At 60.7% G+C, this 23494-nt stretch carries 26 protein-coding genes; 15 read left to right on the plus strand and 11 right to left on the minus strand.

The features are described 5' to 3' along the window. The first annotated feature begins 25 nt into the window (after positions 1–25). The 8 genes from NVV77_RS20190 (at position 26) to nhaA (ending at position 7863) form a co-directional block, all read left to right on the plus strand. Positions 26–1120 (plus strand): ABC transporter ATP-binding protein, encoded by a 1095-nt coding sequence (locus NVV77_RS20190; RefSeq protein WP_295416025.1) that lies wholly within the window; start codon positions 26–28, stop codon positions 1118–1120. Continuing rightward, positions 1117–1977 (plus strand): ABC transporter permease, encoded by an 861-nt coding sequence (locus tag NVV77_RS20195; RefSeq protein WP_295416028.1) that lies wholly within the window; start codon positions 1117–1119, stop codon positions 1975–1977. The genes NVV77_RS20190 and NVV77_RS20195 overlap by 4 nt, the downstream gene beginning before the upstream one ends. A gap of 10 nt (positions 1978–1987) precedes the next feature. Next, a complete protein-coding gene (locus tag NVV77_RS20200) occupies positions 1988–2785 on the plus strand; it encodes an ABC transporter permease (protein WP_295416030.1) in 798 nt (265 codons plus the stop codon). Positions 2786–2872: 87 nt separating this feature from the next. Further along, on the plus strand, positions 2873–3547 hold the full coding sequence (locus NVV77_RS20205) for an SDR family NAD(P)-dependent oxidoreductase (protein WP_295416252.1): 675 nt from the start codon (positions 2873–2875) through the stop codon (positions 3545–3547). A gap of 10 nt (positions 3548–3557) precedes the next feature. Further along, positions 3558–4742, plus strand: coding sequence for a mandelate racemase/muconate lactonizing enzyme family protein (locus tag NVV77_RS20210; protein ID WP_295416033.1), 1185 nt, complete (start codon positions 3558–3560; stop codon positions 4740–4742). Continuing rightward, positions 4739–5767 carry a DUF4432 family protein gene (locus NVV77_RS20215; RefSeq protein WP_295416036.1) on the plus strand — a complete coding sequence of 343 codons (1029 nt, stop codon included), beginning with the start codon at positions 4739–4741 and terminating at the stop codon, positions 5765–5767. The genes NVV77_RS20210 and NVV77_RS20215 overlap by 4 nt, the downstream gene beginning before the upstream one ends. Next, positions 5764–6180, plus strand: a complete 417-nt coding sequence (locus tag NVV77_RS20220) for a VOC family protein (protein ID WP_295416039.1) — start codon at positions 5764–5766, stop codon at positions 6178–6180. Before NVV77_RS20215 ends, NVV77_RS20220 begins: the two co-directional genes overlap by 4 nt. A gap of 486 nt (positions 6181–6666) precedes the next feature. Next, a complete protein-coding gene (gene nhaA / locus NVV77_RS20225; protein WP_295416042.1) occupies positions 6667–7863 on the plus strand; it encodes a Na+/H+ antiporter NhaA in 1197 nt (398 codons plus the stop codon). 667 nt (positions 7864–8530) lie between these two features. On the opposite strand, the gene NVV77_RS20230 is transcribed toward nhaA, so the two are convergent. The 6 genes from NVV77_RS20230 to NVV77_RS20255 form a co-directional block, all read right to left on the minus strand. Continuing rightward, positions 8531–9199 carry a VIT family protein gene (locus tag NVV77_RS20230; RefSeq protein ID WP_295416255.1) on the minus strand — a complete coding sequence of 223 codons (669 nt, stop codon included), beginning with the start codon at positions 9197–9199 and terminating at the stop codon, positions 8531–8533. A gap of 26 nt (positions 9200–9225) precedes the next feature. Beyond that, positions 9226–10533 carry a HAMP domain-containing sensor histidine kinase gene (locus NVV77_RS20235; protein WP_295416044.1) on the minus strand — a complete coding sequence of 436 codons (1308 nt, stop codon included), beginning with the start codon at positions 10531–10533 and terminating at the stop codon, positions 9226–9228. Then, the gene (locus NVV77_RS20240) at positions 10530–11204 is read right to left on the minus strand and encodes a response regulator transcription factor (RefSeq protein ID WP_295416046.1); all 675 of its coding nucleotides are present in this window, start codon (positions 11202–11204) and stop codon (positions 10530–10532) included. Before NVV77_RS20240 ends, NVV77_RS20235 begins: the two co-directional genes overlap by 4 nt. Beyond that, positions 11185–11769, minus strand: coding sequence for a cytochrome b/b6 domain-containing protein (locus NVV77_RS20245; RefSeq protein ID WP_295416051.1), 585 nt, complete (start codon positions 11767–11769; stop codon positions 11185–11187). The genes NVV77_RS20240 and NVV77_RS20245 overlap by 20 nt, the downstream gene beginning before the upstream one ends. Then, positions 11762–12034: a PepSY domain-containing protein gene (locus NVV77_RS20250; protein ID WP_295416054.1), complete on the minus strand. Its 273-nt coding sequence runs from the start codon at positions 12032–12034 to the stop codon at positions 11762–11764. The genes NVV77_RS20245 and NVV77_RS20250 overlap by 8 nt, the downstream gene beginning before the upstream one ends. A gap of 317 nt (positions 12035–12351) precedes the next feature. Next, entirely contained in the window at positions 12352–12657 is a 306-nt protein-coding gene (locus NVV77_RS20255) for a helix-turn-helix transcriptional regulator (RefSeq protein WP_295416056.1), read from the minus strand. Positions 12658–12734: 77 nt separating this feature from the next. On the opposite strand from NVV77_RS20255, the gene NVV77_RS20260 reads away from it, so the two are divergent. From NVV77_RS20260 to NVV77_RS20285, 6 genes are read left to right on the plus strand one after another with little or no spacing between them, the layout of a single operon-like run. Beyond that, entirely contained in the window at positions 12735–12947 is a 213-nt protein-coding gene (locus NVV77_RS20260) for a DUF2892 domain-containing protein (protein WP_295416059.1), read from the plus strand. Positions 12948–12951: 4 nt separating this feature from the next. Beyond that, positions 12952–13380 carry a YeeE/YedE family protein gene (locus NVV77_RS20265; RefSeq protein ID WP_295416061.1) on the plus strand — a complete coding sequence of 143 codons (429 nt, stop codon included), beginning with the start codon at positions 12952–12954 and terminating at the stop codon, positions 13378–13380. Beyond that, entirely contained in the window at positions 13380–13820 is a 441-nt protein-coding gene (locus NVV77_RS20270) for a YeeE/YedE family protein (protein WP_295416067.1), read from the plus strand. Before NVV77_RS20265 ends, NVV77_RS20270 begins: the two co-directional genes overlap by 1 nt. Positions 13821–13845: 25 nt before the next feature. Beyond that, positions 13846–14739, plus strand: a complete 894-nt coding sequence (locus tag NVV77_RS20275; RefSeq protein WP_295416070.1) for an MBL fold metallo-hydrolase — start codon at positions 13846–13848, stop codon at positions 14737–14739. Between the two features lie 48 nt (positions 14740–14787). Continuing rightward, the gene (locus NVV77_RS20280) at positions 14788–15114 is read left to right on the plus strand and encodes a sulfur transferase domain-containing protein (RefSeq protein WP_295416073.1); all 327 of its coding nucleotides are present in this window, start codon (positions 14788–14790) and stop codon (positions 15112–15114) included. Between the two features lie 49 nt (positions 15115–15163). Continuing rightward, positions 15164–16903 carry a SulP family inorganic anion transporter gene (locus NVV77_RS20285; RefSeq protein ID WP_295416076.1) on the plus strand — a complete coding sequence of 580 codons (1740 nt, stop codon included), beginning with the start codon at positions 15164–15166 and terminating at the stop codon, positions 16901–16903. An 11-nt stretch (positions 16904–16914) separates the two neighbouring features. On the opposite strand, the gene NVV77_RS20290 is transcribed toward NVV77_RS20285, so the two are convergent. From NVV77_RS20290 to NVV77_RS20305, 4 genes are all read right to left on the minus strand, one after another. Then, positions 16915–17520, minus strand: coding sequence for a LysE family translocator (locus NVV77_RS20290; RefSeq protein ID WP_295416079.1), 606 nt, complete (start codon positions 17518–17520; stop codon positions 16915–16917). Positions 17521–17627: 107 nt separating this feature from the next. Next, complete coding sequence (locus NVV77_RS20295) at positions 17628–19712, minus strand: ATP-binding protein (RefSeq protein WP_295416082.1); 2085 nt, start codon at positions 19710–19712, stop codon at positions 17628–17630. Positions 19713–19800: 88 nt separating this feature from the next. Further along, positions 19801–20301 carry a molybdopterin-dependent oxidoreductase gene (locus NVV77_RS20300; RefSeq protein WP_295416084.1) on the minus strand — a complete coding sequence of 167 codons (501 nt, stop codon included), beginning with the start codon at positions 20299–20301 and terminating at the stop codon, positions 19801–19803. Positions 20302–20312: 11 nt separating this feature from the next. Next, on the minus strand, positions 20313–21359 hold the full coding sequence (locus tag NVV77_RS20305) for an HD domain-containing phosphohydrolase (RefSeq protein ID WP_295416087.1): 1047 nt from the start codon (positions 21357–21359) through the stop codon (positions 20313–20315). A 140-nt stretch (positions 21360–21499) separates the two neighbouring features. Between NVV77_RS20305 and NVV77_RS20310 the strand changes: the two genes are divergently transcribed. Next, positions 21500–22699, plus strand: a complete 1200-nt coding sequence (locus tag NVV77_RS20310; RefSeq protein WP_295416090.1) for an ROK family transcriptional regulator — start codon at positions 21500–21502, stop codon at positions 22697–22699. On the opposite strand, the gene NVV77_RS20315 is transcribed toward NVV77_RS20310, so the two are convergent. Then, positions 22663–23424 (minus strand): LuxR family transcriptional regulator, encoded by a 762-nt coding sequence (locus NVV77_RS20315; RefSeq protein WP_295416092.1) that lies wholly within the window; start codon positions 23422–23424, stop codon positions 22663–22665. The genes NVV77_RS20310 and NVV77_RS20315 overlap by 37 nt on opposite strands. Positions 23425–23494 lie beyond the last annotated feature (70 nt).

Raw genomic sequence — 23494 nt, forward strand, 5'->3', positions numbered from 1 at the left:
AACCCATGCCCCCCTCGGCGAAGACGTGGTCCTGCGACTGGACCGAGTCACCAAAGTCTATAACCAATTCACCGTACTTCAGGAGCTTTCCCTCGATGTTCGACGGGGCGAGTTCCTGACCATCCTGGGCCCGAGCGGTTCGGGAAAGACCACCGTCCTGCAGCTCATTGCCGGGATCGCCCAGCACACGTCGGGGCGACTGCTGTTCAACGGCAAGGACATAGGAAGGCTGCCCGCCAGCCAGCGTCCGTTCAACACGGTGTTTCAGGACTATGCCCTTTTCCCGCACATGACTGTGGCCGACAACGTCGGCTACGGTCCGCGGATCAAGGGCATGAACAGGCGCGACCTGCTGTCTCTGGTGGAACAGGCTCTGGAGCATGTCGAGCTGGGAGGCATGGGCAAGCGCTATCCGGCACAGCTGTCGGGTGGCCAGCGGCAGCGCGTCGCGCTGGCACGGGCGTTGATCAACAAGCCCTCCATCGTTCTGCTGGACGAACCGCTCTCCGCGCTCGATGCGGTGCTGCGACGCCAGATGCAGGTATTCCTCAAGGCCGCCCAGCGGTCGAGCGGCGTCACGTTCGTTTTTGTCACCCACGATCAGGAAGAGGCGGTGGCGATGTCGGACCGCATCTGCGTCATGAATGGCGGCAGGGTCGAGCAACTGGGCACCCCTGCGCAGATCTACCACGAGCCATCAAACCGTTTCGTCAGCAGCTTCATGGGCGAGACCAATGCGTTGTCAGCGATCGTCTGGTCCATCGACAATGACCGGGTCGTTCTACGTTCGGCGCTGGGCGACCTGATAGCGTACAAGAGGCCCTACTATGCCTTTGTGCCCGGCGCAGAGGTGCTCCTGAATGTTCGGCCCGAAAGCGTGCAGCTGGATGTGTCCGGAGGGGCACCGAACACCAACAGGCTCGTGGCGAAAGTCGTCGACCGCGCTTTCCTCGGTCCCAACAGCAAGCTGACACTGGCCTTCCCGCAGGCTCAGAACTTGCACTGGGATGTGCGCACCCTCGGCAATCACGAATTGCCCGCTGCAGCCGGGAAAGCGGGCGAGGTCACAGCCTGGTTCCGCCCCGAAGATTGTGCACTCGTGCCGGCGAGCGGATCATGAGCGGACGTTTTTCCGGAGCGACGTTGGCCAAGAGCGCACTGGCCGTCGCGATCCTCGGCGTGCTCATCGTACTGCCGCTGGCGGTTTTTCTCGCGCACTCTTTCTACCGTATGGAGGACCGCGAAATCGTGCGGGCCTTCAGTTTCGCCAACTATGCCGAATTGGCGAGCAATCCCGCCTATCGCAGCGTATTCGTGCAGACCCTATGGCTGGCGCTGCAGGTGACGTTTATCAACACCGTGGTCGGCTGGATCGTGGCAAGGGCGATGTGGCGCCGACGGCAGCGACTGCATTTCGCGCTCATCCTGGCCGTGGCGGTGCCGTTGCTGCTGAGCTACGTCATCAAGATCTACGCGGTGCGGATGTTCCTGGGCGTCAACGGGTTGCTAAACTCGACGCTGACGTCACTGGGCATCATCGACGAACCGCTAGGGTTCCTGCTGTTCAACATGGCAGCGGTACGGATCACCCTATGCGTCGTGCTCCTGCCCTATTCGATACTCCCCATCTTCCTAACCCTGGAGCGGGTTCCGAGCAGACTCGTTCAGGCCGCGGAAGACCTGGGGGCGAGTGCGACGCAGGTGTTCTGGACCGTGCTGTTCCCTCTCGCCCTGCCGGGTACTGCGATGGCCACCACGCTAACCTTCGTATTCGCAGCGGGCGACTTCCTGATACCCGAGCTCGTGGGTGGGCCGAACGGGTTCACGCTGGGCCGGCTGATCTTCACGCAGTTCGGCCTCGCCTATAACTGGCCGTTCGGTGCGGCGCTGGCCGTGCTGCTGGTCGTCGTGACCCTCACCGCCGTCGTTCTGGGGCAGCGGCTGGCACAACCACGCTGGCAGCGGCAAAATGCATAGGTCTGTTCTCATGCGCCCTATTTCCTGGGTTCTGGCCGGGGTCACTCTGGTCGCGTTCATCGCCATGTATCTGCCGGTGCTGGTCGTTGCGTTGCTGTCGTTTTTCTGGGTGCGGCGCGGCGTAGTGCAGTGGGAGAGCTTCTCGTTCGACGCCTTCGCTGCTTTGGCGGCTAATGCCGACCTGACGGGGGTGCTCACGAACTCCATCCTTATTGCAGCTGCGGCATCCCTGCTGTCGGTCGCTGTGGCCGCGATCCTCGCGCTGCTCGTCGCATCGCGAATGCCGCGTGCGGTCGTGGCGCTGGTCGAATTCATGGTGTTCCTGCCCTTCGTCCTGCCGCCGATCGTGACGGGACTTTCCCTGCTGATCGCCTTCCGGGAGGTGGGCCTGGCCCGCGGCCTAGCCGCGGTGACGGTAGGGCATGTCGTCGTCGTCCTCGCGGTCGTCTACAGCACGATCATCAATAGGCTGCGTGCCCTCAGCCCCACCCTGGTGGCCGCGTCGGCGGACCTGGGGGCGAATGGCTGGCAGACGTTCCGCTTCGTCGTCCTGCCACAGATGTCGAGCGCACTCGTCGCCGCAGGGGTTCTGGCTTTCGCCTTGTCGCTCGACGAGACGGTCGTGACGCTGTTCCTCGTCGGCGACTCCTCCACCCTGCCCATCCGGCTCTATTCGCTGATGCGGGTGGGCATCTCCGCCGAGGTCAATGCACTGGCGACACTGGTGATCGGGTTCACGACAGTCGTGGCCATTTTCGCGGGGCGCGCGCTGCTTCAACACAATCCACATGAGGGAAACAATGCCTGAATTCGAGGGTAAGACAATTCTGGTCACGGGCGCAGCCCGGGGATCGGCCTAGCCATTGCCCGGCGCCTGTTCGAACTGGGCGCCAACATCATCGTGACCGACATCGATCAGCTTGACGCCCCCGAAATGGCTCGCCCGGCCGGCAGCGGCGACTGGGTTCCCATGCATATGGACGTGACCGACCGCGGCGCCATCACGACGGTGATGGCGTCGGTGACGAACCGGTTCGGGCGGCTGGACGGCCTCGTGAACAATGCCGCGATCCTCGATGCGAGCCGCCTCGATGGACTGGACATGGACCGGTATCGCCATCTCATGCGCACCAATTTGGATTCGGCGCTTGTCTGCACGTTGGAAGCACTGCCGCATCTGGTGGCCTCGGCGCCGTCGGCCATCGTGAATATCGCCTCCATCATGGGGATGGCCGGCCTAAGGGACTCCATCCCCTATGCGACGGCAAAGGCGGGTCTGATCAACATGACGCGGAGCCTGGCGATAGAACTGGCGGCGTATCCTGTGCGCGTCAATGCCGTCGCGCCCGGCTTCATCCAGACCCGGATGTCCCTGCTGGCGGATGGCAGCAGCGAATACGACACCGACGAGTTCAAAGACGTCTACTCCAAGCACCGGAAACTCCCCATGGGGCGCCCCGGTTCGCCCGAGGAGATCGCCGATCCGGTCGCCTTCCTTCTCTCCGATGCCGCTCGCTACATCACCGGCCAAACCCTGGTGGTCGATGGCGGCGTGACCGCCACTTACTGAGGAACACAATATGATCAACAGCCCTGCCGCCGAGCAGAATACGTCCCCATTCCTGGCAATCACCGAGGTTCACTGCGTTCCCCTGGTCGGGGAGAGCCCAAAAGGCGGGTGGGCCACCGAGATCAGGCCCGAAGATCCGATCCACGCCATCATCGCCATCCATACCAAGGATGGTCCTACGGGATATGGGTCGGTCTTCACCAATGGTCATCTGGCATACGAGGCGGTGAAGCTATTGGCGCCGCTGCTGATCGGCGCCAACGCGCTGGAGCCCGGCCGATCGACGGAAAACCTCCACCAGAACTCGTTCTGGATGGGCCGCGGCGGAACGTTGACCAATGTGATCAGCGGCCTCAACATCGCGCTCTGGGACATATTGGGCAAGGTGACCGGCCTGCCGGTTTCGACCCTGCTGGGTGGCCGCTATCTGGAAAAGGTCAAGCCATACTGCTCATTGCTGATGGATGAGCCGGCTGTGATGCGGGACACCATCGTCAAATATCGCGAGGAGGGCTATCGCGCCTTCAAGATCGGGTGGGGGCCGTTCGGACGGCGTGACAACTACCGGTCCGACGAGGCGATCATCGAAGCGGCCCGGTCCGCACTGCCCGAGGGATATGAGCTGTTCGTGGACGCAGGCGCCAGCGACGCCTATTGGCCGAATGGCCTCAAATGGGCATTGCGGACCGCTGAGATGTTGCGCGACTATGATGTCGGCTGGTTCGAAGAGGCGCTGGTGCCCGATGACCTCGAGGGTTTCGTTACCCTGCGGCGCCAGGCCATGCTGCCGATCACCGGCGGCGAAGTGCTTACCCGCAGACAGTCGTTCCAGCCGTTTCTCGAGCGCGGCGCCTTCGACATAGTCCAGCCCGACGTCACTAAGGTGGGCGGCATCTCCGAGCAGCGCTACATCTACGAGATGGCGGCCGCCCATGGCGTGGCCTATGTAGGTCATGGATGGAATACGGCTCTAGGGCTCGCGGCCGACCTGCAGATGGCGGCGGCTTTCCCCAATACGCGCTATGTCGAATATATCGGCGGCAGCGCCTATGTGGACGGCCTTCTCAAGACGCCGTTCAGCCTCGATCCGAATGGCATGCTGACGATCCCTCATGGTCCGGGCCTCGGGGTGCAATTGGACCCCGGGAAGCTTGCACGATACGTTCGCGATATCGACGTCCTGAGGCTGGCATGAGCCGGCATGTGAGCGGAACGGCCTATCAAGCGATCGAGCACGATGCCGATGGACGACCGTTCCGGGTGATCACCGTTACCATGGAAGCGGGACTATCGGTCAGGATCATGCCTGACCGAGGCCTCGATATCGCCGATTGCTGGTATCGGGGGCGCGCCCTGCACTGGGATGGCTGGGCGCCGGCGGCAGCGCCGGTAACCGGATTGCACGGCGCCGAATGGGAGCGGCATTTCTTCGGTGGCATCCTCACCACCTGCGGGCTGGCCAATGTCGGCGAGCCCAGCGAGGGGCACGGTCTGCACGGCCGCTACAACCATCTGCCCGCCAGCCGGGTCAGCGTCGAACACGTAGAACAGGATGGCTCCACCTCGATCGTCATAACCGGCAGCATTGCGGAAGCGACACTGGACGGCGGCCTGCTCACCCTCGAGCGCACCATTACGCTTGCCTCAGGCGTGGCATCGCTTAGCGTCCGTGACGTCGTCACAAATCATGGATCTTCGCCGACGCCGGCGCCGCTGCTTTATCATCTGAACTTCGGTGGGTCGCTGCTGGCCGGCGACTGCCGTGTCGCGGTGGACGATCGGGTCGAGACAGTCAACGAATTCGGGGACTGGCGGCAGCTGCCCGGGGGCTGGCAATATCCTGGCAAATCTCGAGACTGCGAGCCCGTGACCGTCGAGCACCTGCTCAACGAAGGCACTCCAACCGGCATCGCGACCATTTCCTCAGCCACGACAGGGATAGTGGTGGCCGTCACCTGGGACCGCCGTTCCCAGCCGCGCTTGCTTCAATGGATCAATACGAACGGGACCGATCGCGTCATGGCGCTCGAACCTGCCAATTGCGGGACTAAGGGCCGTAGTTTCGATCGGTCTCGCGGCACCCTGCCGGTCTTGAATGCTGGCGAGAGCCGCACATCTAGCTTCACGATTAAGGCGGAGCCGCACATATCCGCGGCTCGACAGCGCGAATTGGCGCTGGTGACGAGCAGAACAGAAACGAACTTGGAGATTACGCCTTGACCGCTACCAAAGCCGCCATTGCTAGGTTGGAGGGGATCACTGTGCTCGCAGATGACGTAGCGAAGCTCGCGACCTTCTATCGTGACGCGCTCGGCCTTTGCGTTGACGTCTCGGAGCAGAACTACGTCGCCTTTGGAGGCGAAGGCATACGCTTTGCCATCTTCTCTAGGATCGGCATGAGCCCCAATACGCACGATCACCCTGATTACCGCACGCAGTTCACTGGCCAAGCCTTCGAGCTGAATTTCGAATGTGCATCGACAGACGATGTCAACAAACGGTTTACCCACATCGTGGCGAATGGCGGGCGTTCCATCGCCGACCCCACGAAGCAGCCCTGGGGACATTTTGCCGGCTTCTTTGCCGATCCGGAGGGCAACATCCACAGCCTCTTCGCCGTTCTAGCCGAGTAGGGGTTCATCATGCTCCAGGGTTGCCGCTGCAGCAATGTGTCGAACCGCTCCAGCATAAGGACGGCTTTCAAGAAAACGCGATTCCACCACGAAATGTTCAAGGGGGAGGTCGGCCGACAGGCGTCTGAGGGGTGGTTTGCAGACAGTCAGCTTTAGGTCGCCATGTATCATAAGCCGACATTGGCGCCGGACGCGCCTCCGCAGGGTTCTTCTGTCGTTGATTGCGTCGCCAACTCTTCTTGAAATTTCGAACGTGGGTCGTTAGACCTTTCTTGGGTGCCTTTAACGGGCAGGATTACGCTGGTCGGGCCGCCAGCGGAACACAATCTCGAATGAGACCCATGGCCCATCTGAGCTTGGCTGATCAAAGCCGCTCCAACAGCATTTCATATCAGGCTTTTTCCGAGGCAGCTCCCGAGCGGCCGCGCGCCCTGTCGCTTGCCTGAACTACTTTCCAAACATCCGTGTCTTAAGGAGCTGGCGACAATGTCTGCTACGCCCACTCGTCCCGTCTCCGTTCTCCGGGCCTTTCTCGATAATGCCTCTTCTGGCGGTATCGTCCTCATGGCCGCCGCCGCACTTGCGCTGGTGGTCGCGAATTCGCCACTCGCAACGGCCTATTTCGATGGCCTTCATACCTATGTCGGCGACCTCTCGGTTCATCATTGGATCAATGACGGCCTGATGGCGGCATTCTTCCTGCTCGTTGGCCTCGAGATAAAGCGGGAGGTCCTCGACGGTCAGCTTTCGACCTGGTCCCGCCGGGTTCTCCCCGGATTTGCGGCTTTGGGCGGTATGATCGTCCCGGCTATCATCTTCGTGGCATTCAACGTTGGAGAAGGCGGCCATCCGCGAGGATGGGCAATTCCGGCTGCGACTGACATCGCTTTTGCCCTTGGCGTCCTCTCCCTGCTGGGGCCACGCGTACCGTTGACGCTGCGCGTATTCCTGACAGCCCTTGCCATCATCGATGACCTCGGTGCAGTCGTCATCATTGCCCTGTTCTACACCAGCTCGCTCAACGTTCTCGCCCTTATCGGGGCAGTCGTCGTTCTCCTGATCCTCGTGGCAATGAACCGGCTGCGAGTCTTCGCCCTCTGGCCCTATCTGGTTCTCGGCGTTGTGCTCTGGTTCCTTGTGCTGCAATCGGGCGTACATGCCACCCTGGCGGGGGTCGCCCTCGCACTTTGCATTCCCCTGCGCGTCACACCAGCAGCACCAGATGCCCACGATTCGCCGCTGCACATTCTTGAGCACGCAATCGCGCCCTGGGTGACATTCTTGATCGTACCCGTCTTTGGCTTAGCCAATGCCGGTGTTTCATTCGCCGGCATGACCCTGCAATCCGTGATCGATCCGGTCCCGCTCGGCGTTGCCATGGGGCTTTTCATTGGCAAGCAGCTCGGCGTTTTCGGCTTTGCAGCACTGGCGATCCGGGCTGGCTGGGCAGAGTTGCCGATGTACGCATCCTGGCGACAGCTCTACGGTGTCGCGGTGCTGTGCGGTATCGGCTTCACTATGAGCCTATTCATAGGTCTCCTGGCGTTTCCAGAGTCTCCGATGTTGCAGGATGAGGTCAAGCTTGGCGTTCTACTTGGATCGGCACTGTCTGCAGCCGCAGGATGGATTCTTCTGCGAAACTCTGCCGCTCGCGCACCGGTAGGTCTGGCGACCGAGGCCTGATGCAATGTCCGACGAGAAATACTACGCTGTCGAGGTTCTGCCCAAGGACAGTAGCGCGGCAGTCTCGGTGACGACCGTTCCTGCCAGCGGACCATTGGAGGCCGCCCGGCGAGCCCTTGGCGAGGTGGTGACGAACCGCCGCCAGGCGGACGACGTAAGAGTTCGGGTTTGGGAGTTGAGAGATGATTTCACGACCAATTGTCTGGAGCTTTTCAAACCTGCAGAGAACGCTCCAGATCTAACTGGGACGAGGAGAGGAGCCGACAGTATGAACGTTCACAACTGGATTGCACTCGTCTGCGTCCTGGCGGTAGCTGCAACCTCTCTGGTTGTTGTTTTGTCTCGGGCAATGCCGCATTAGCGGTCAGAGAGTCGCGTTCGGAATGCAGCGATGGTTAGCATTGACGATTTGTCTGGGCTTGATGGGCGCGACATTGGTTATCGTCTTGTGGCCGGGCCTTTCGGTTTGGTGGTAAGCCAGCCAACTCGTTTGGTTCACCGATACTACTGGCAGGTCGAAGTAAGGCAGCCTTTTTTTGGGGGCCGAATGCCCCACAACTGCTGAAAAGGGGTGGGTGTCAGCCCAGCTCTCTCCGGGTTGGTGTACCGCCAGTCCAATCGGCTTTACGCCTTCATGTTCAACGGACATGTTCTACACTATACCAGCCTAGGTACTGACGCCGAACGCGGCGCCAATCAAAGCGGTTGCGGCCATGGCGATCGCGCCCCAGAGCACAACGCGGGCAGCGCCACGCACGATGCCTGCACCGCCTGCCGAGGCGCCGAGTGCGCCCAAGATCGCCAACCCAGCCAATGTCGTACCAGCCACGACCAGGTTCGCCTGTTCTGCCGGGGTGAAGAACGCAACCGCAATCGGCACCACGGCGCCCGCAGAAAATGTCAGTGCCGAGACGAACGCAGCCTGGACAGGCTTCGTTTCTACGGTTTCCGAGATACCCAGTTCGTCACGGGCATGTGCAGCCAGCGCGTCCCGGGCGGTGAGTTGCGTGGCAACCTCGCGCGCCAAGGATTGTTCGAGACCCCGCGCAACGTAGATCTTTGTCAACTCGTCAAGTTCGCCGGCAGGATCGGCAGCTAGCTCGGCGCGTTCGCGTGCAAGATCGGCCTGTTCGGCGTCGTACTGGGAGCTTACCGAGACATATTCGCCAGCCGCCATGGACATTGCACCGGCGACAAGGCCCGCGAGACCGGCAATCAGGATCGCCTTGTGGTCGGATCCTGCCGTAGCGACGCCAACCACCAAGCTGGCGGTCGAGACCAGCCCGTCATTGGCGCCGAGCACCGCGGCCCGCAGCCAACCAATGCGATGGACCATATGCACTTCCGAATGGGTAAATCGGCTCACGTCGGAATCTCCGTGTTGAAGTGGATCGAAGCGACCATGCCAGTCCCATTGCCGTGCAGCACCAGCCGGGCACCATGCAGAGTAAGGACGCGCTCGACGATGGCCAGACCTATTCCCAGGCTGTCTGATGGCCGTTTGGCTGCAACTGTTTCCGGCTTGTTGTCGATGATGGAAATGACTGGCCCGCTGGTGACGCGCACTGCGATAGCGGTCCCCGCAGGGGAGTGGCGAACAGCGTTTTCGATGAGGTTCCGGCAGGCATCCCGGATCAGGCTCGGAACGATCATCGCAGTGGGCTCGGCGTCCTTTTCGAAGGCGATGGTATCGCCGCGGGCCAACACCCAGGGCGCAATGGCGCCGACAACGTCCTCGCACAACTGCGCAAGATCGGTATCCTCATATTGCCGCTCCTTGATGGCCTCAAGCCGAGCCAGCGCTGTCAGCTGCGCCACGAACTCGGAGAGCTCGTCGACATCGGCCTCCGCCTTGCGCGCTTTAGGGCTGTCGATGCCCGACAGTTCGAGCTTGATGATGGCCAACGGCGTGCGTACCTCGTGCGCGATGGCCGATGTGAGCATGCGCTGGCCGCGGATCAGGTCGCCCGATCGCTTGAATGCGCGGTTGACCGCACCGGTCAGCCGGCTGATTTCCCGCGGCATGGTGCCGGTCGGCAGACCTTCGCCGAGTTCGAGGGGATCGAGAGTGTCGGCAGCCTGAGCTGCTGCCTCGACCGGGCGCAGGGCGGCGATGATCGATACAATTGCGCCGCCCACGGCAAATATCAGCAGCAGGCTCATGGGGACCACGAGATGGTCGAGCACCTCGTGCCAGAATACCCCCCAGATCAAGCCCTCGCTGTCACCGACGGTGGCAAAATCGACCAGCAGCATCTGCCCGTCGCGCTCCACCGTGCCGCCCCCGGCAACATGCAGCGGCTTGCCGGGCTGGATGAAGCGCACCCAGAAATCCGGCGGCCGGATGGTGCGAGGCAGAAAATGCTCTTCGCAGGCCGCATCGCAAGCCGAAAACAGGATGATGCCATTCACGGTGCGCACCCGCGCAAAGTAGCCCCGTCCAGGCGCGAAGAGGTCGTCCATCTCGTCGGGCAATGCGTAGTGCGTCGTCGAGCCATTCGTTACCTGACCCTCGCCGAGCTGGTCGACCTGCTGCTCGATGAGCAGACGCCCAAGCTCTTCGTCATTGAAATAGTAGTCGGCCACGACCAACGCCATCTGGGCCAAAGCTGCGATGAGGCCGAAGAAGATGATGCGGATGGCAGCGATCTGCCAGAGAGGCCTTGTCACGCAATGGTCCTCAGCAGATAGCCGACGCCGCGAATGGTCTCGATGTCAAAGCCGGTGGGCACGGCCTCAAGCCGCTTACGCAGGCGGGACACCGAGAGTTCGACGGCATTGGCGCTACGCTCGTCGCCAAATTCGGAAAAGCTGTGCTCGATCTTGCGTTTGGGGACGACCTGGTCAGCCTGGCGCATCAGCATTTCCAGTAGGCCCCGCTCCCGCGGCGCCAGATCCAATATCTCGTCTCCACAGCGCACTGGCTCGCCCGAGAGCGGCAGCACCAAATTGCCGACCACCAGCTCGGGCATGACCGCCTGAGGCGACCGGCGCAACAAGGCGCGGGTACGCGCGATGAGTTCGCCATTGTTGAAAGGCTTTGCTAGGTAGTCGTCGGCGCCGGCATCGAGCCCGTCGATGCGCTCGTCGACCGCGCCGCGCGCCGTCAGCACAAGGACCGGTACCTGCATACGCTGCTTGCGGATGCGACGCAGAACGTCGAGCCCGTCTATGTCCGGCAGACCCAGGTCGAGGATGACGATGTCGTAAGGCACTTGGCGCAAAGCTTCGTATCCGTCTTCGCCCATTTCGAAGGCATCAACGAGCCAGCCGGCGTCGCGCAACGTTTGGCCCGTCAGGTCGCGTAACCGCGCATTGTCCTCAATCAGCAATATCCGCATCGTGTGCGCCCAAAGCCCGTTTCCTGCCTGTGACCATGGCCCATGGCAGGTTTTCCCTGTGCCGGAGGCTTTCTACCACGGCGGCGGCGATATGCAGTATAGCCAGCGCCATGATGGAATTGGCCAGAAGGCCATGCAGGTCCTCGACCCATTTTGCGCCCCAGAAGGCATCGAGCCCCATCATCCAGCCCGAGAGGCCGAGCCCGGCCAGAACGGCCATCAATGCAAGCATCATCAGCGCGCCAAGCGGGGAATGACCGAGACGGCGGGTATCTTCGCCACGCAACAGGGCGGAGGCGTGTGCGATGACGCGCCGTGGCGTGGGGAAAAAATCGGAAAACCGGGCGTGTCCCGTACCGAAAATTCCCCAAACAAGACGAACGGCGAGAGCCGCGACCACGGCATACCCAGTGACACGGTGAGCATATTTGCCGTGCTCGAACACCCAGAGATTGAGGACCACTCCGGTCACGATGGTCCAATGGAACAGCCGGACTACCGGATCCCAAACCTTGACGGTGGCGGCGGACTGATCCGCCGCCGCAGGGAGCGTGCCCTTAGCCATCGATCTCGGCCTCGACCACATCGCCGGTCACCGGGTTGAAGTAGACTTCGGCGCGCTTGCTGTCTTTGGTGAAACCGTAGATCTCGTAGCAGTTGCCGGTCACCTGGAAGGTCTTGATAGTATAGCCCAGCTCGCCAACCTTGGCCTTCATCGCGTCCTGGCTCATCCACTTTTCCTGCGGTTCAGTGGTGCAGGACGGGCTGGCCATGGCCACGGCGGGAGTGAGGGCGACAAGGCCGAGAACCAGAGCAGTCTTGAGCATCATTTGCAGTCTCCATCTGCGCCGCTTCAGTGCGGCGATGACGATGGAATAAAAGCTCCAAGCTGTCGGTATGCTGTCGACCCACGCCGATGGATGACCATTCGAACGTTCGCCTTCGGTGCACTTTCGCTCTCTGAGCCAGATGGATCTGATCGCGTGGCTTCGTCGGTACCCGCCAAAGCCGACGAAGACCCAGCATTGCGCCCCTTGCATCCACGACGATGAGCTCAACGGCCGGCAGCAACCGAGGGAACGGACTGACGTGACCGAAATGGTCACTGGTCACATCGCTGGCTCCCGACGGGTCGCATGCGTTGATCCTAATCGGCGCAGTAGATGTCGTACAGCGTCGCCAAAATGCGCCGCACTTCCTCCGAAGCGAGCGCATAGTTGATCTGCTGACCATCACGTCGAGTTGTCACAAGCCCCCAAGCCCGCAACTTGGACAGATGCTGGGAGAGCGGCGACTGGCCGAGTTGAACCTGTTCGGCCAATTGGCCGACATTGAGTTCGCGTTCGAGCAGATTGCACAGAATGAGCAGGCGCTTGGGATTCGCCATGGCGGAGAGCAGCTGAGAGGCCCGATCGGCATTCTGCTCCATGGTTTCAAGATTCATGTTGATCATATTAGTATTTGCGTATATACGAATGTTCGCTAGTGAAACTTATGCCCCCTTTTCAGGCGGTTTTCAAGGAATTCGTGATGCACCCCAATATTGGACCTGCGGACCGTATCCTCAGAGCAATCCTCGGACTGGCTCTCATTGCTATCGTCTTCGTCCCTGGCCTGCCCCTCTTTGGCAGTCTGGCCCTGCAGGCCATCGCGACCGTAGCCGGCCTCGTCCTCCTGATCACCGCGCTGGTGCGGTTTTGCCCGCTCTACCGTCTGCTGGGCCTCTCTACGTGTAAGGTATAAATTGATGACTGAGTTTACCCCGGTGCTTTCGCTCTTGGGCGGCGCACTGATCGGCCTGTCGGCTGTTCTGCTCATGGCTTTTCATGGGCGTATTGCCGGTATGACGGGCATTCTGACCGGCCTCTTGCCACCCGTTGCTTCGGACTGGGCCTGGCGGGCCGCCTTCATTGCCGGCGCGATCGTTGCACCCAGCCTCGTCCTGAGCTTTTCCAACCAATCCATCGCCTTTGCCAGCCCGGTGCCTCTGCCTTGGGTCATCATCGGTGGTCTGATCGTTGGTGCCGGCGTCTATTTCGGCTCAGGCTGCACCTCCGGCCACGGCGTTTGCGGCATGGCCCGCCTGTCGCCGCGCTCGATTGCGGCCACGGCGACCTTCATGGCGACCGCTATCGTCACCGTTTTTGTTATTCGTCATCTCCTGGGCGACTTCTGATGCAGCGTACTGTTCTTGCCGGCGTGATCGGCGTCATTTTCGGCACCGGCATTGCCCTCTCGGGCATGGCCAACCCAGCGAAGGTTCTCAACTTCTTCGATATCGCCGGCACCTGGGATCCATCCCTCGCCTTCGTCATGGGGGGCGCTCTGCTGGTCACCGCCATCGGCTATCGCCTGGTGCTCCACCGGACCAGGCCGGTTTGCGAAGCAAAGTTCCACCTCCCGACCAGTCGCAAGCTCGACCTGCCACTGATGGCCGGCTCTGCCGTATTCGGCATCGGCTGGGGCATTTCCGGCTTCTGCCCCGGCGGCGCCATCCCGGCTTTGGGCCTCGGAGAAACTTCGGCCTGGGCCTTTGTCGGCGCCATGTTGGTCGGCATTTTTGCCGCCCGTTCCGTTCGTCTTGCCCACAGCCAGCGCCTCGCGCCGGCCGCCTGACCTCCACTTTTGAAAGGAGCTTGATATGAGCACCATTCCCTTCGCCACCGACTTGTCACTGAAGCCGGAAGTGACCGCCTTCTTCGACGCGCCGACCAATACGATTTCCTATGTCGTCAAGGATCCCGCCTCCAAGGCCTGCGCCGTCGTCGATTCGGTGATGGACATCGACTATGCGGCCGGACGCATCACCTATGACGGCGCCGATCAGATCATCGACTTCATCAGGGACAATGGCCTTGAGGTCGAATGGCTGATCGAGACCCATGTCCATGCCGATCATCTGTCTGCCGCGCCCTATATCCAGTCCAAGCTTGGCGGCAAGCTCGGCATTGGCGAGAACATCACCATTGTCCAGGACACGTTCGGCAAGATCTTTAATGAAGGCACCGAATTCCAGCGCGACGGCAGCCAGTTCGATCGTCTCTTCACTGATGGCGACAGCTATCAGATCGGCGGACTCACCGTGCATGTCATGCGTACTCCGGGCCATACTCCGGCCTGCATGACCCATGTTGTTGGTGACGCGGCCTTTGTCGGCGACACGCTGTTCATGCCCGATGGTGGCTCGGCCCGCGCCGACTTCCCCGGCGGCGATGCCCGCACGCTCTATCGCTCGATCCAGCGTGTGCTGACGCTACCGCGCGAAACGCGCCTCTTCATGTGCCACGATTATGGTCCGAATGGGCGCGACATTCAGTGGGAGACCACGGTGGGCGACGAGATCGACCACAATATCCATGTCGGCCACGGCACGGACGAAGACACCTTTGTCGCCATGCGCGAAGCGCGCGATGCGACACTGGCCATGCCCAAGCTGATCATCCCCTCGCTGCAGATCAACATGCGCGCCGGCCAGCTGCCACCCAAGGACAAGGACGGCAAGACCTATCTCAAGGTGCCGGTTAACGGCCTCTGAGAGAGCGCAGTCAGCATGTTTTCCTTTTTCAAATCCCGGAGCAATCCAATGAATATCCGCAAGCTCGACGACGACTTCTCCGTCACCGCCCAGATCACCCCGGAACAGGTCAAGGCCGTTTCCGACGCCGGCTACAAGTCGATCGTCTGCGCCCGTCCCGACGATGAGGAATTTGGCCAGCCAAGCTTCGACGCGGTTGCACGCGCCGCGGAGCGCGAAGGTCTGCAAATCGTCCATATCCCCGTTTCAGGCGGTCTCGGCGAAGGCCAGATCATCCGGTTCCATGAGGCCTGGGAGCGGATGCCCAAGCCTGTCCTTGGCTATTGTCGCTCCGGCGCCCGTGCCGGCAGCCTCTATGCCACGCTGAGCAAGTGAGTATCGCGTTCGGCTCCTCGGGGCCGAACCCCGCCGAAAAGAGTTTCCGATGCGCCTGAAATCCTACTTTCCCATCCTCGACTGGGGCCGGCGGTATAATCGCCAGACTTTGACCAGCGATCTGATCGCGGCCGTGATCGTGACGATCATGCTGATCCCGCAATCGCTTGCTTATGCGCTCTTGGCCGGCCTGCCACCGGAGGTGGGCCTTTACGCGTCGGTCCTGCCGCTTCTCGCCTATGCCATCTTTGGCACGTCTTCGGCGCTGGCCGTCGGCCCCGTCGCTGTTGTCTCGCTGATGACCGCGACGGCTGTTGGGCGCCTTGCCGCCGAAGGCACTGCGGACTATGCGAGCGCCGCCATTGTCCTGGCCATGCTGTCGGGCGTCATGCTGACCCTCATGGGGCTATTCCGTCTCGGCTTTGTCGCCAATTTCCTGTCGCATCCGGTCATTTCCGGTTTTATCACCGCCTCGGGCATGATCATTGCGACCAGCCAGCTCGGCGGGTTACTCGGCATCAAGGCCGAAGGCCATGCGCTACCCGAGCTGCTGGTCTCGATCATTGAGAATTTTGAGGACATCAATCTCTATACGGTGGCCGTTGGCACAGTCGCGCTTGCATTGCTGCTCTGGATCAGGCTGGACCTAAAAAACTGGCTAACCCGCTTCGGGCTATCCAAGGGTGTGACTACCGTTATCGTCCGTGCCGGTCCGGTGGCGGTTGTGTTTTTGACCATGGCCTGGTCGGCAGGCATGGATCTCGCGTCCAAAGGCGTGCCGCTGGTGGGCGATGTTCCGCAGGGCCTGCCCATGCTCTCGTTGCCCAATGTGGGCATGGACCTGATCCAGCAATTGGCCCTGCCGGCGCTAATCATTTCGATCGTTGGCTTTGTCGAGTCCATCTCTGTTGCACAGACCCTTGCCGCCAAGCGTCGCGAACGCATCACCCCCAATCAGGAGCTGATCGGCCTTGGCGCCTCCAATATCGCGGCAGCGATTGGCGGGGGCTATCCGGTGACCGGTGGCTTTGCCCGTTCGGTGGTCAACTTCGATGCCGGCGCCGCCACCCCCGCCGCTGGCGCCTTCACCGCCATTGGCATTGCCGGGGCAACACTGTTGCTGACCCCGTTCCTCGCCATCCTGCCCAAGGCGACGCTGGCGGCGACAATCGTCATCGCCGTCATGACCCTCGTTGACTTCTCCATTCTCAAGCGCGCCTGGTCTTACTCAAAGGCTGACTTTGCAGCCGTAGCTATCACGATGCTTGGCACGCTGTTATTCGGCGTCGAGACAGGCATCGCGCTCGGCGTCGGCACCTCGATCCTGATTTTCCTCTATCGTTCGTCCAAACCGCACGCTGCTGTTGTGGGCCAGGTGCCGGGCACCGAGCACTATCGCAACGTGAAGCGGCACAAGGTCGAGACCGTACCCGACATGCTCTCAATTCGTATTGATGAAAGTCTCTACTTCGCCAATGCGCGCTATCTTGAAGACTTGGTGATAGAGCAGGTTAATGCCAATCCCGGGATCACCGATGTCGTGCTGATGTGCTCTGCGGTGAATGCTATCGACATGTCGGCCCTCGAAAGTCTCGAAGCCATCGAACATCGCTTGAGGGATGCCAGAGTGCGCCTCCACCTCTCGGAGGTAAAGGGTCCTGTCATGGACAAGCTTGCCCACACCGACTTCCTAAAGCGCCTATCGGGCGGTGTTCACCTCAGCCAGCATCAGGCAACTATCAGCGTGTTGGCGGGCCGAGTTTCCAACGACACCCAATCGGCCGCCTGATTGGGCGGCCATCAGGATGAGGCTCGGGTGGCCCAGAGCATCCACGCCGCGACGCCGACGAGAACAAGTGCAAAGGCGCGCGACAGCAGGACCCTGCCGACGCCTCTGGTCAGCACCGGCTCCAGAAGGCCAGAGGCAGTGACAATCGCCAGGTGAATAAGGGTGGCGACACCCACATAGACACCCGCCAGCAGCGCCCAAGAGCCCGGGTTCTCTTCGCCCGCGGCCAGAAAGTTGGGCATGACGGTCACATAGAACAGAGCCGCCTTGGGATTGAGCAGATTGGTCACAAGACCCTGGACAAAATAGCGGCTCTGGGGGATCGGCTCGGGCGGCGCGTCCGCCTCTCGCCAAGCCTCCCAGGCGAGATAGAGGATATAGGCCACCCCGCCCCAACGAAGGATGGCAAACAGTGCCGGTGTGGCCCCGATAATGGTGGCAAGGCCCAGGGCCGCCGCCGCGCCCATCGTTGCCAGCCCCAGCGCCACCCCTAGAACGGCGACATAGCCCGACGCCCGCCCCTGCCGAGCCGATAGAACTGCCAGATAGGTCATGTTAGGCCCCGGCGTCAGCTCGATGAGCAACGAGGCAAGGGCAAAGCCAACAAGGTCGGGCATATCAGAGCTCGGGCGTTAGATTACACCGATCCTTATGCTGGACATGGCGACACCGCCAGACCCCGCGCCATGGAGAGAGTTTTCCGACTTCGGACTGTCGCGGGGAATCAGTACGCGGGCGCACCTGCAACCGGCGCTTTGGATATTGGCGGTGTTGAGATTGCGACGCAAAACGCCCGAATATTTGAAACCGCTACGAGCCCGAGCTCCTTGGAGCGTTCGGCCTGCGCCGCTTCAGCAATGGAGCGAAAGCCCAATGTCAGAGCTGCACCCTTTAGTGTGTGCAGAGTACGATCGAGCTCGTCTGCAAGTCCTTCGGAAATGGCCATTTCGGCCTGTAAAAGCATGGACTCTGACGAAGACACAAATTCCTCGACCAGCCGCACGAATTCTTCCTCGCCCAACGCCTCTTTCAGGCCTTGCTGATAGTCCTCATCCACTGCGGCCATTGTTGGTTCGGTAGTGGTGGCGACGTCCGAAGCACGAACATGCTTCGACAGTTGTGAAACGAGTTTGTCCTTGGTCACCGGCTTTGCGACGTGGTCATCCATCCCTGCTTCGATGCAGGCCACCCGATCTGACTCGAACGCGTTCGCCGTTAGCCCCACAATCGGGATTGTCAAACCGGACGCCCTCAGGATCCGCGTCGCTTCAAGTCCATCCATCTGGGGCATTTGCATATCCATCAGGATGAGATCGAAGTTGGACACCTCCGTTGAAGCAATTGCCTCGCGCCCATTGGCTGCACCTTCTGCCACCACTCCCAGTTTTTGAAGCAGACCGAGGGCGACATCACGATTTATGGCATTGTCGTCAACAACAAGGACGCGCGCATGAAACCCATTCGGAAGTGCGAGCTGACCACGCGAGCTGGCAACAGCGACTTCCGCAATCGGACCGGCCGGAATGTCGAGCCAAAAAGTGCTCCCTTTCCCCACAACGCTTTCGACTCCGATGTCGCCCGCCATCACCTCAACCAATCTGCGGCAGATCGCCAATCCAAGCCCAGTGCCCCCAAAGGACCGGGTACTGGAACTGTCGAGCTGGCTGAACTCACGGAACAAGCGGCGGCTGTCTTCGCTAGAGATACCCGGGCCGGTGTCTCTGACCTCCAGCCTGAGCCGCTCGCCGAACACATTCGCATGAACTTCAACTGTGCCGGCAGGAGTGAACTTTATCGCATTGCCGATCAGATTGACGAGTACCTGGCGCAGGCGGTTAGCGTCTGCGAATACCCTAACGCCGGGATACTGAAAGGTAAGCTGGAGCCCAGCGCTCTCGGCCCGCGGCAGCAACATGCGCTCGATGGGCTCGAAAACCTCGTGCAAGTCAACTGGCTTGGGTTCGAAGCGAACTGCACCAGCTTCCAACTTCGAGTAGTCGAGGATGTCGTTGATGACATCGAGCAGCATGTCGCCTGAGTGCCGAATAGTCTCGACTTGATGGATCTGGTCGGCGTCGAGCCGCGACGTTCTCAGTAGCTCCGTCATCCCAATGATACCATTGAGCGGCGTGCGGATTTCATGACTCATGGTCGCGAGAAATGCCGACTTCGCAGCGCTGGCACTCTTGGCTTGCTTGGCGATGCGCGCATTTCGCCGACTGAGAAGTTCCATCTCCCTCCCGCTTCGGGAAATATGGAAAAGCTGCCCCCCCAGCAGGGTGACGATCAAGACCAGAGCAAATGTCAGGCCAGCCACGCTGGTGCCAATGCGCCAATACGTTGCCAACTGCCCTTCGCGCTCGGTCAGACGCACCAGGTTGATCGCGGCATTCGTCGCAACCAGGAGGTCGCCCGTGGCCTTCCTCGCTGTGTTTGCGCGTTGAAGAATATCATCGTACCGAGACCCAAAGGCAGACGGGTCGGCGACGAGGCCATCCATTGCCGGAACCAGGTCGCGAATACGCTTGCTGGCTGCAAATGCAAGGTCCTGAACCGCCGACGATGCACCGAACATCTCTGCATAGGAACCTTGAGCAAGCAGTTGTGTGCGGCTGTAGAGCAGATCGAACCGTTTGGAGACCAGAGCGACATCGCCGCTGGTCAATGCGTCTCGCGTCGCTTCGATCAGGCGAGCCGCTTCGCGATCAGCCTGATAGGCTGCCCAGACCATGTCTTCCCTGACGCTTGCCCGGACAGCGCTCTGCCTTTCGTTAAGCCCGACGAAGAGCCAAATGACAGACGTCAGCAAGGCGACGCTCAGGACAGTGAGAATGACGATCCCCAGTCCAATCCGCCGAGAAACGGCTCGCCTTGCCCGGATGATCGCCCGAGGCATGTCAGTGGACCGAGACCGAGGCAACCTGCCAGACGGATCGACCGAAGATGACCTCGTTATAAAGGGTTGAATCCAGGTCGAACGGGTAGATCACGAAAAGCGGCCCCTTGTCGCGTACCGAGAGTTCCTCGCCGTCGACGCGGGTCGCCAGAATGACCGGCATGCCCTTCAACTCCGCCATGGGAATCTCAGAGGCGTAATCGTTGAGAGCGGTGAAGGTTACGTTCTCGCCGCTGGCGCCTAGGTAATCGAGAAGATCGCTGATAATGACGCCACTAAATTCGTGCTCTCCGGTGTACCAAGGCGTCGTCGCCTTGGTGACGCGCTGAGGAAGGGCATCCAGCATTTCGAGGTCAAAGATAGCCTTTCCATCAGCGTTCGAGCTGGTGATCGAGCCGTTTACCTCAAGGATCTCTGGTCCCGTGGGCAATGCGAGCTCCACTGCAGCGGCGGGCGCGATCATCATCAAGAATAGTGCAGTCGCTGACATCATTCTGTTCATTTGAAGGCCTCTCAAGCGGCGTCGACGGCGTCGAAACGCGAAGTGTAGATGGGAGCGATCTCCGCCCAAGCTTGATTGAGCGCAGAGACGCAGGCGGGGTCGAAATGTGTTCCTGAGCCCCGGAGGATTTCGTCACGAGCCTCAGACGCTGGCCAGGCGGGTTTGTAGCTGCGGGGGCTGCACAGGGCATCGAGCACGTCGGCAACTGCCGTGATGCGAGCGGCAATGGGAATCTGCGCGCCAGCAAGGCCGTGGGGGTAGCCGCTGCCATCCCATTTCTCGTGATGGCAGCGGGCGATCTGCTCGGCCATTCTGAGCATATCGGAGTCGCCATCGGCGAGAATTTCCGCGCCGATCATGGGATGCATTCTCATGCGCTCGAATTCGGCCCCCTCTAACCGGCCAGGCTTGTTGAGGATTGCATCAGAGACGCCGATTTTGCCGACATCATGCAGTGGAGCGGCCAGCCATAGCGTGCGAACGAAATCGGCGTCAAAACCCATGGTCGTGGCCAATATCCCGGCCACACGAGCGACCCGTTCGACATGGTCCCCGGTCTCATGATCACGAACCTCAATCGCACGGGCGAGGCGATAGATCATGTCCTCTTCCCGTTGCTGCAGATGGGCTGTCGCCCGGTCGACCTCGGCCTCAAGGTGAACGGCCCGATCTTCAAGCTGGTTTTGAGCACTGCGCAGCGAGAGAAGATTGGTGAGCCGAGACCGCAATTCGATCGGGTCTACCGGCTTTGCAAGAAAGTCGGTGGCCCCTGCGTTGATGGCAGCGAGGCGTGTCAATCTGTCAGCGTCAGCGGTGATCATAACTATGGGCACATGACGGTGACTTGGGAGTGTGCGAACCGCCTCGACGAGTTCCAGGCCGGACATTCCTGGCATGACATTGTCGATGATCATGAGATCGCACGCATGACGTTGGGCATCGGCAAGCGCAGAGGCACCCTCCGTAAACCCTTCCACTGCGATCGCCGGCATCCGACGAACCAGCTGGGTAAGCACCTCTAGATTGGTGCGGTTGTCCTCTACGATCACGACACGCATTTGCGCCTCCTATTGCCCCTTTGATATTAAATCTTACTACGGAACAAAAGAGGTCTCTGGTTCGTTGATTAGCGGCGCGTTAAACCGATGCATGCGAACTGGGTCGATCAAGGCTCGGCGCGAGATTAAGTGATAGGCGTATGACCGATCAGGATGTCTTTGATCCCAGTGCAAGGCGCATGTCGGCGGCGGAACTGCGTCAGAACAACGAGCGTGCTGTGCTCACAGCTATTGCAACCCAAGCCGGATCATCAGCGGCAGAGATTGCCCGGCGAACCCATCTGGCTCCGCAATCAGTCGCCCGGATGCTGGGCGATCTGGAACGCGTTGGCCTCATTGCCAGAGGTGAGGCCCGGAAGGGACTGCGTGGCCAGCCGGCGGTTCCCATTTACCTCAATCCCAACGGTGTCTTCGCGATTGGTTGCGAGCTTGGGTGGCAGCACTATCGCGTCGTTTTGCGAAACCTGGCAGGCGAAGTCTTGGGCGAGCACAGCCGCCATTACGAGTTCCCGTCCGCAGACGCCATCTTCACCGAGATCGGGTCACTGGTCAGGATACTGACCACCCTTGTGCCGGAAGAGTTTCGTGACCGCCTGATGGGCATTGGCCTGGCTATGCCAACCAATATCTTCCGGAACCTCGATCTCCTCGGAGCGCCCGGGGTAGAGGTTGCAAAATGGAAAGACCTGGACGTCGCAGCTGCTCTTAGCCAGGCCACCGGGCTTGAGGTTTTCCCCTTTAATGACGGCAATGCCGCCTGCTGGGGCGAGCTCGTGGCCATGGGGGCGCCGAGGCCGAAGAATATTGCCTACTTCCTCATCGGCACCTTTGTCGGCGCCGGGGTGATTGCCGACGGAAAGCTCTGGGAAGGCGCTCGAGGAAACGCAGCAAATATGGGGGGCATGCTTATTGCCGGTGACGATGGAAAGCCCACGTTTGTACATCTGGTAGCCTCCATCCACGCCCTCGAAGAGCGCCTGATGAAAGCTGGCGCGGCGGTTCCCCCTGGTATGCCGGAAAGTTGGGACTGGGACGCGTTCGCCCCACAAGCAGAGGAGTGGCTGGATGCAGCAGCAAGGGCGATCGCTATTGCAATCATTAACACCCACGCCATGCTCGAGTCAGATCTCGCTATCGTCGACAGCGCTCTGCCTGACCCTATTCGTGAGCGGCTCGTCATCAAAGTTCGCGAGCGCCTGGCGAACAAGCCAACCCTAACGTCAGAGCACCCGCCTGTCCTGCAGGGAAATTTAGGTGGTCGCGCTCCGGCGATGGGCGCCGCGTTGATGCCCATGTACCGGCGCTATTTTTCTCGCGACGCGGCAGACATGGGGCTCTGAACCCTACCCTCCATCAGGGCAGCAATCGCTTGTCCGCGGGTAGCTACACCCAGTTTCCGGAAAATCTCGCCCATATGGTATTCGCAATTTCGTCGCGTAAGCCCTACGATTTCGGCGATGTCACCGTTGGACTTTCCCGCTGCGGCCCAGCGCAAAATGCTCGCCTGTGTAGCAGTCAGTGTTGGCGGCTCGGGCAGATCGCACAATTCCAGTAGTCGCAGCGATGTAGCGGTACCAATTACCCTCAAGGATGAAACCGCATCAGGAGACGGTGCTCCACTACAGGAGTACCCGCCAATAATCGACAGACTCTCGGTGGCCGACAGTACGGGCACGAGAGCAGCGCCGACAATCCCTAAGGGAGCCACCAGCGCACTCACCTCCGCGATCACCGGGTTGTGGTCAGCGACATTCATCGACACGACTACGGCATCAGCGCTCTGACGCAGGCGGGCTAGCACCGGATTGGATCGGTAAAGCCCTCTGCTCACCATGGCATCCACCACCTTTGCGGGCAGAGTATGCATGGTTGGATAGAATTCCGTGTCCTCTTCCACCGAGACAGAGGCGGCAAAGACGAAATACGCGAAACCGATGGATTGAACGGCATCAGAGACCGCCTGTTGAAGCTGAATCCAGCAGGCGGACTTTGAGATCTCTCGTAGGTTTGGCGCGAGGGCGCTGAACGCAGATGTCGGATTGAAGCCGCTACTGTTGTCGCTCATGCAGATCCTCCTCTCGCGAGATTAAAATACTCGGCGGAACTTAACAACTGTTTGCTTACGCAGTCTGGGT

The sequence above is a fragment of the Devosia sp. genome, assembly GCF_024707125.1.
Classification (GTDB): domain Bacteria; phylum Pseudomonadota; class Alphaproteobacteria; order Rhizobiales; family Devosiaceae; genus Devosia.

Coding starts and splice junctions, on each gene's coding strand:
- NVV77_RS20255 (WP_295416056.1), bottom strand. CDS start 12,657: ATGATCAACATGAATCTTGAAACCATGGAGCAGAATGCCGATCGGGCC.
- NVV77_RS20310 (WP_295416090.1), top strand. CDS start 21,500: ATGACCGATCAGGATGTCTTTGATCCCAGTGCAAGGCGCATGTCGGCG.
- NVV77_RS20215 (WP_295416036.1), top strand. CDS start 4,739: ATGAGCCGGCATGTGAGCGGAACGGCCTATCAAGCGATCGAGCACGAT.
- NVV77_RS20290 (WP_295416079.1), bottom strand. CDS start 17,520: ATGCCCGACCTTGTTGGCTTTGCCCTTGCCTCGTTGCTCATCGAGCTG.
- NVV77_RS20240 (WP_295416046.1), bottom strand. CDS start 11,204: ATGCGGATATTGCTGATTGAGGACAATGCGCGGTTACGCGACCTGACG.
- NVV77_RS20285 (WP_295416076.1), top strand. CDS start 15,164: ATGCGCCTGAAATCCTACTTTCCCATCCTCGACTGGGGCCGGCGGTAT.
- NVV77_RS20305 (WP_295416087.1), bottom strand. CDS start 21,359: ATGCGTGTCGTGATCGTAGAGGACAACCGCACCAATCTAGAGGTGCTT.
- NVV77_RS20195 (WP_295416028.1), top strand. CDS start 1,117: ATGAGCGGACGTTTTTCCGGAGCGACGTTGGCCAAGAGCGCACTGGCC.
- NVV77_RS20275 (WP_295416070.1), top strand. CDS start 13,846: ATGAGCACCATTCCCTTCGCCACCGACTTGTCACTGAAGCCGGAAGTG.
- NVV77_RS20210 (WP_295416033.1), top strand. CDS start 3,558: ATGATCAACAGCCCTGCCGCCGAGCAGAATACGTCCCCATTCCTGGCA.
- NVV77_RS20280 (WP_295416073.1), top strand. CDS start 14,788: ATGAATATCCGCAAGCTCGACGACGACTTCTCCGTCACCGCCCAGATC.
- NVV77_RS20230 (WP_295416255.1), bottom strand. CDS start 9,199: ATGGTCCATCGCATTGGTTGGCTGCGGGCCGCGGTGCTCGGCGCCAAT.
- nhaA (WP_295416042.1), top strand. CDS start 6,667: ATGTCTGCTACGCCCACTCGTCCCGTCTCCGTTCTCCGGGCCTTTCTC.
- NVV77_RS20300 (WP_295416084.1), bottom strand. CDS start 20,301: ATGAACAGAATGATGTCAGCGACTGCACTATTCTTGATGATGATCGCG.
- NVV77_RS20260 (WP_295416059.1), top strand. CDS start 12,735: ATGCACCCCAATATTGGACCTGCGGACCGTATCCTCAGAGCAATCCTC.
- NVV77_RS20270 (WP_295416067.1), top strand. CDS start 13,380: ATGCAGCGTACTGTTCTTGCCGGCGTGATCGGCGTCATTTTCGGCACC.
- NVV77_RS20250 (WP_295416054.1), bottom strand. CDS start 12,034: ATGATGCTCAAGACTGCTCTGGTTCTCGGCCTTGTCGCCCTCACTCCC.
- NVV77_RS20315 (WP_295416092.1), bottom strand. CDS start 23,424: ATGAGCGACAACAGTAGCGGCTTCAATCCGACATCTGCGTTCAGCGCC.
- NVV77_RS20265 (WP_295416061.1), top strand. CDS start 12,952: ATGACTGAGTTTACCCCGGTGCTTTCGCTCTTGGGCGGCGCACTGATC.
- NVV77_RS20200 (WP_295416030.1), top strand. CDS start 1,988: ATGCGCCCTATTTCCTGGGTTCTGGCCGGGGTCACTCTGGTCGCGTTC.
- NVV77_RS20245 (WP_295416051.1), bottom strand. CDS start 11,769: ATGGCTAAGGGCACGCTCCCTGCGGCGGCGGATCAGTCCGCCGCCACC.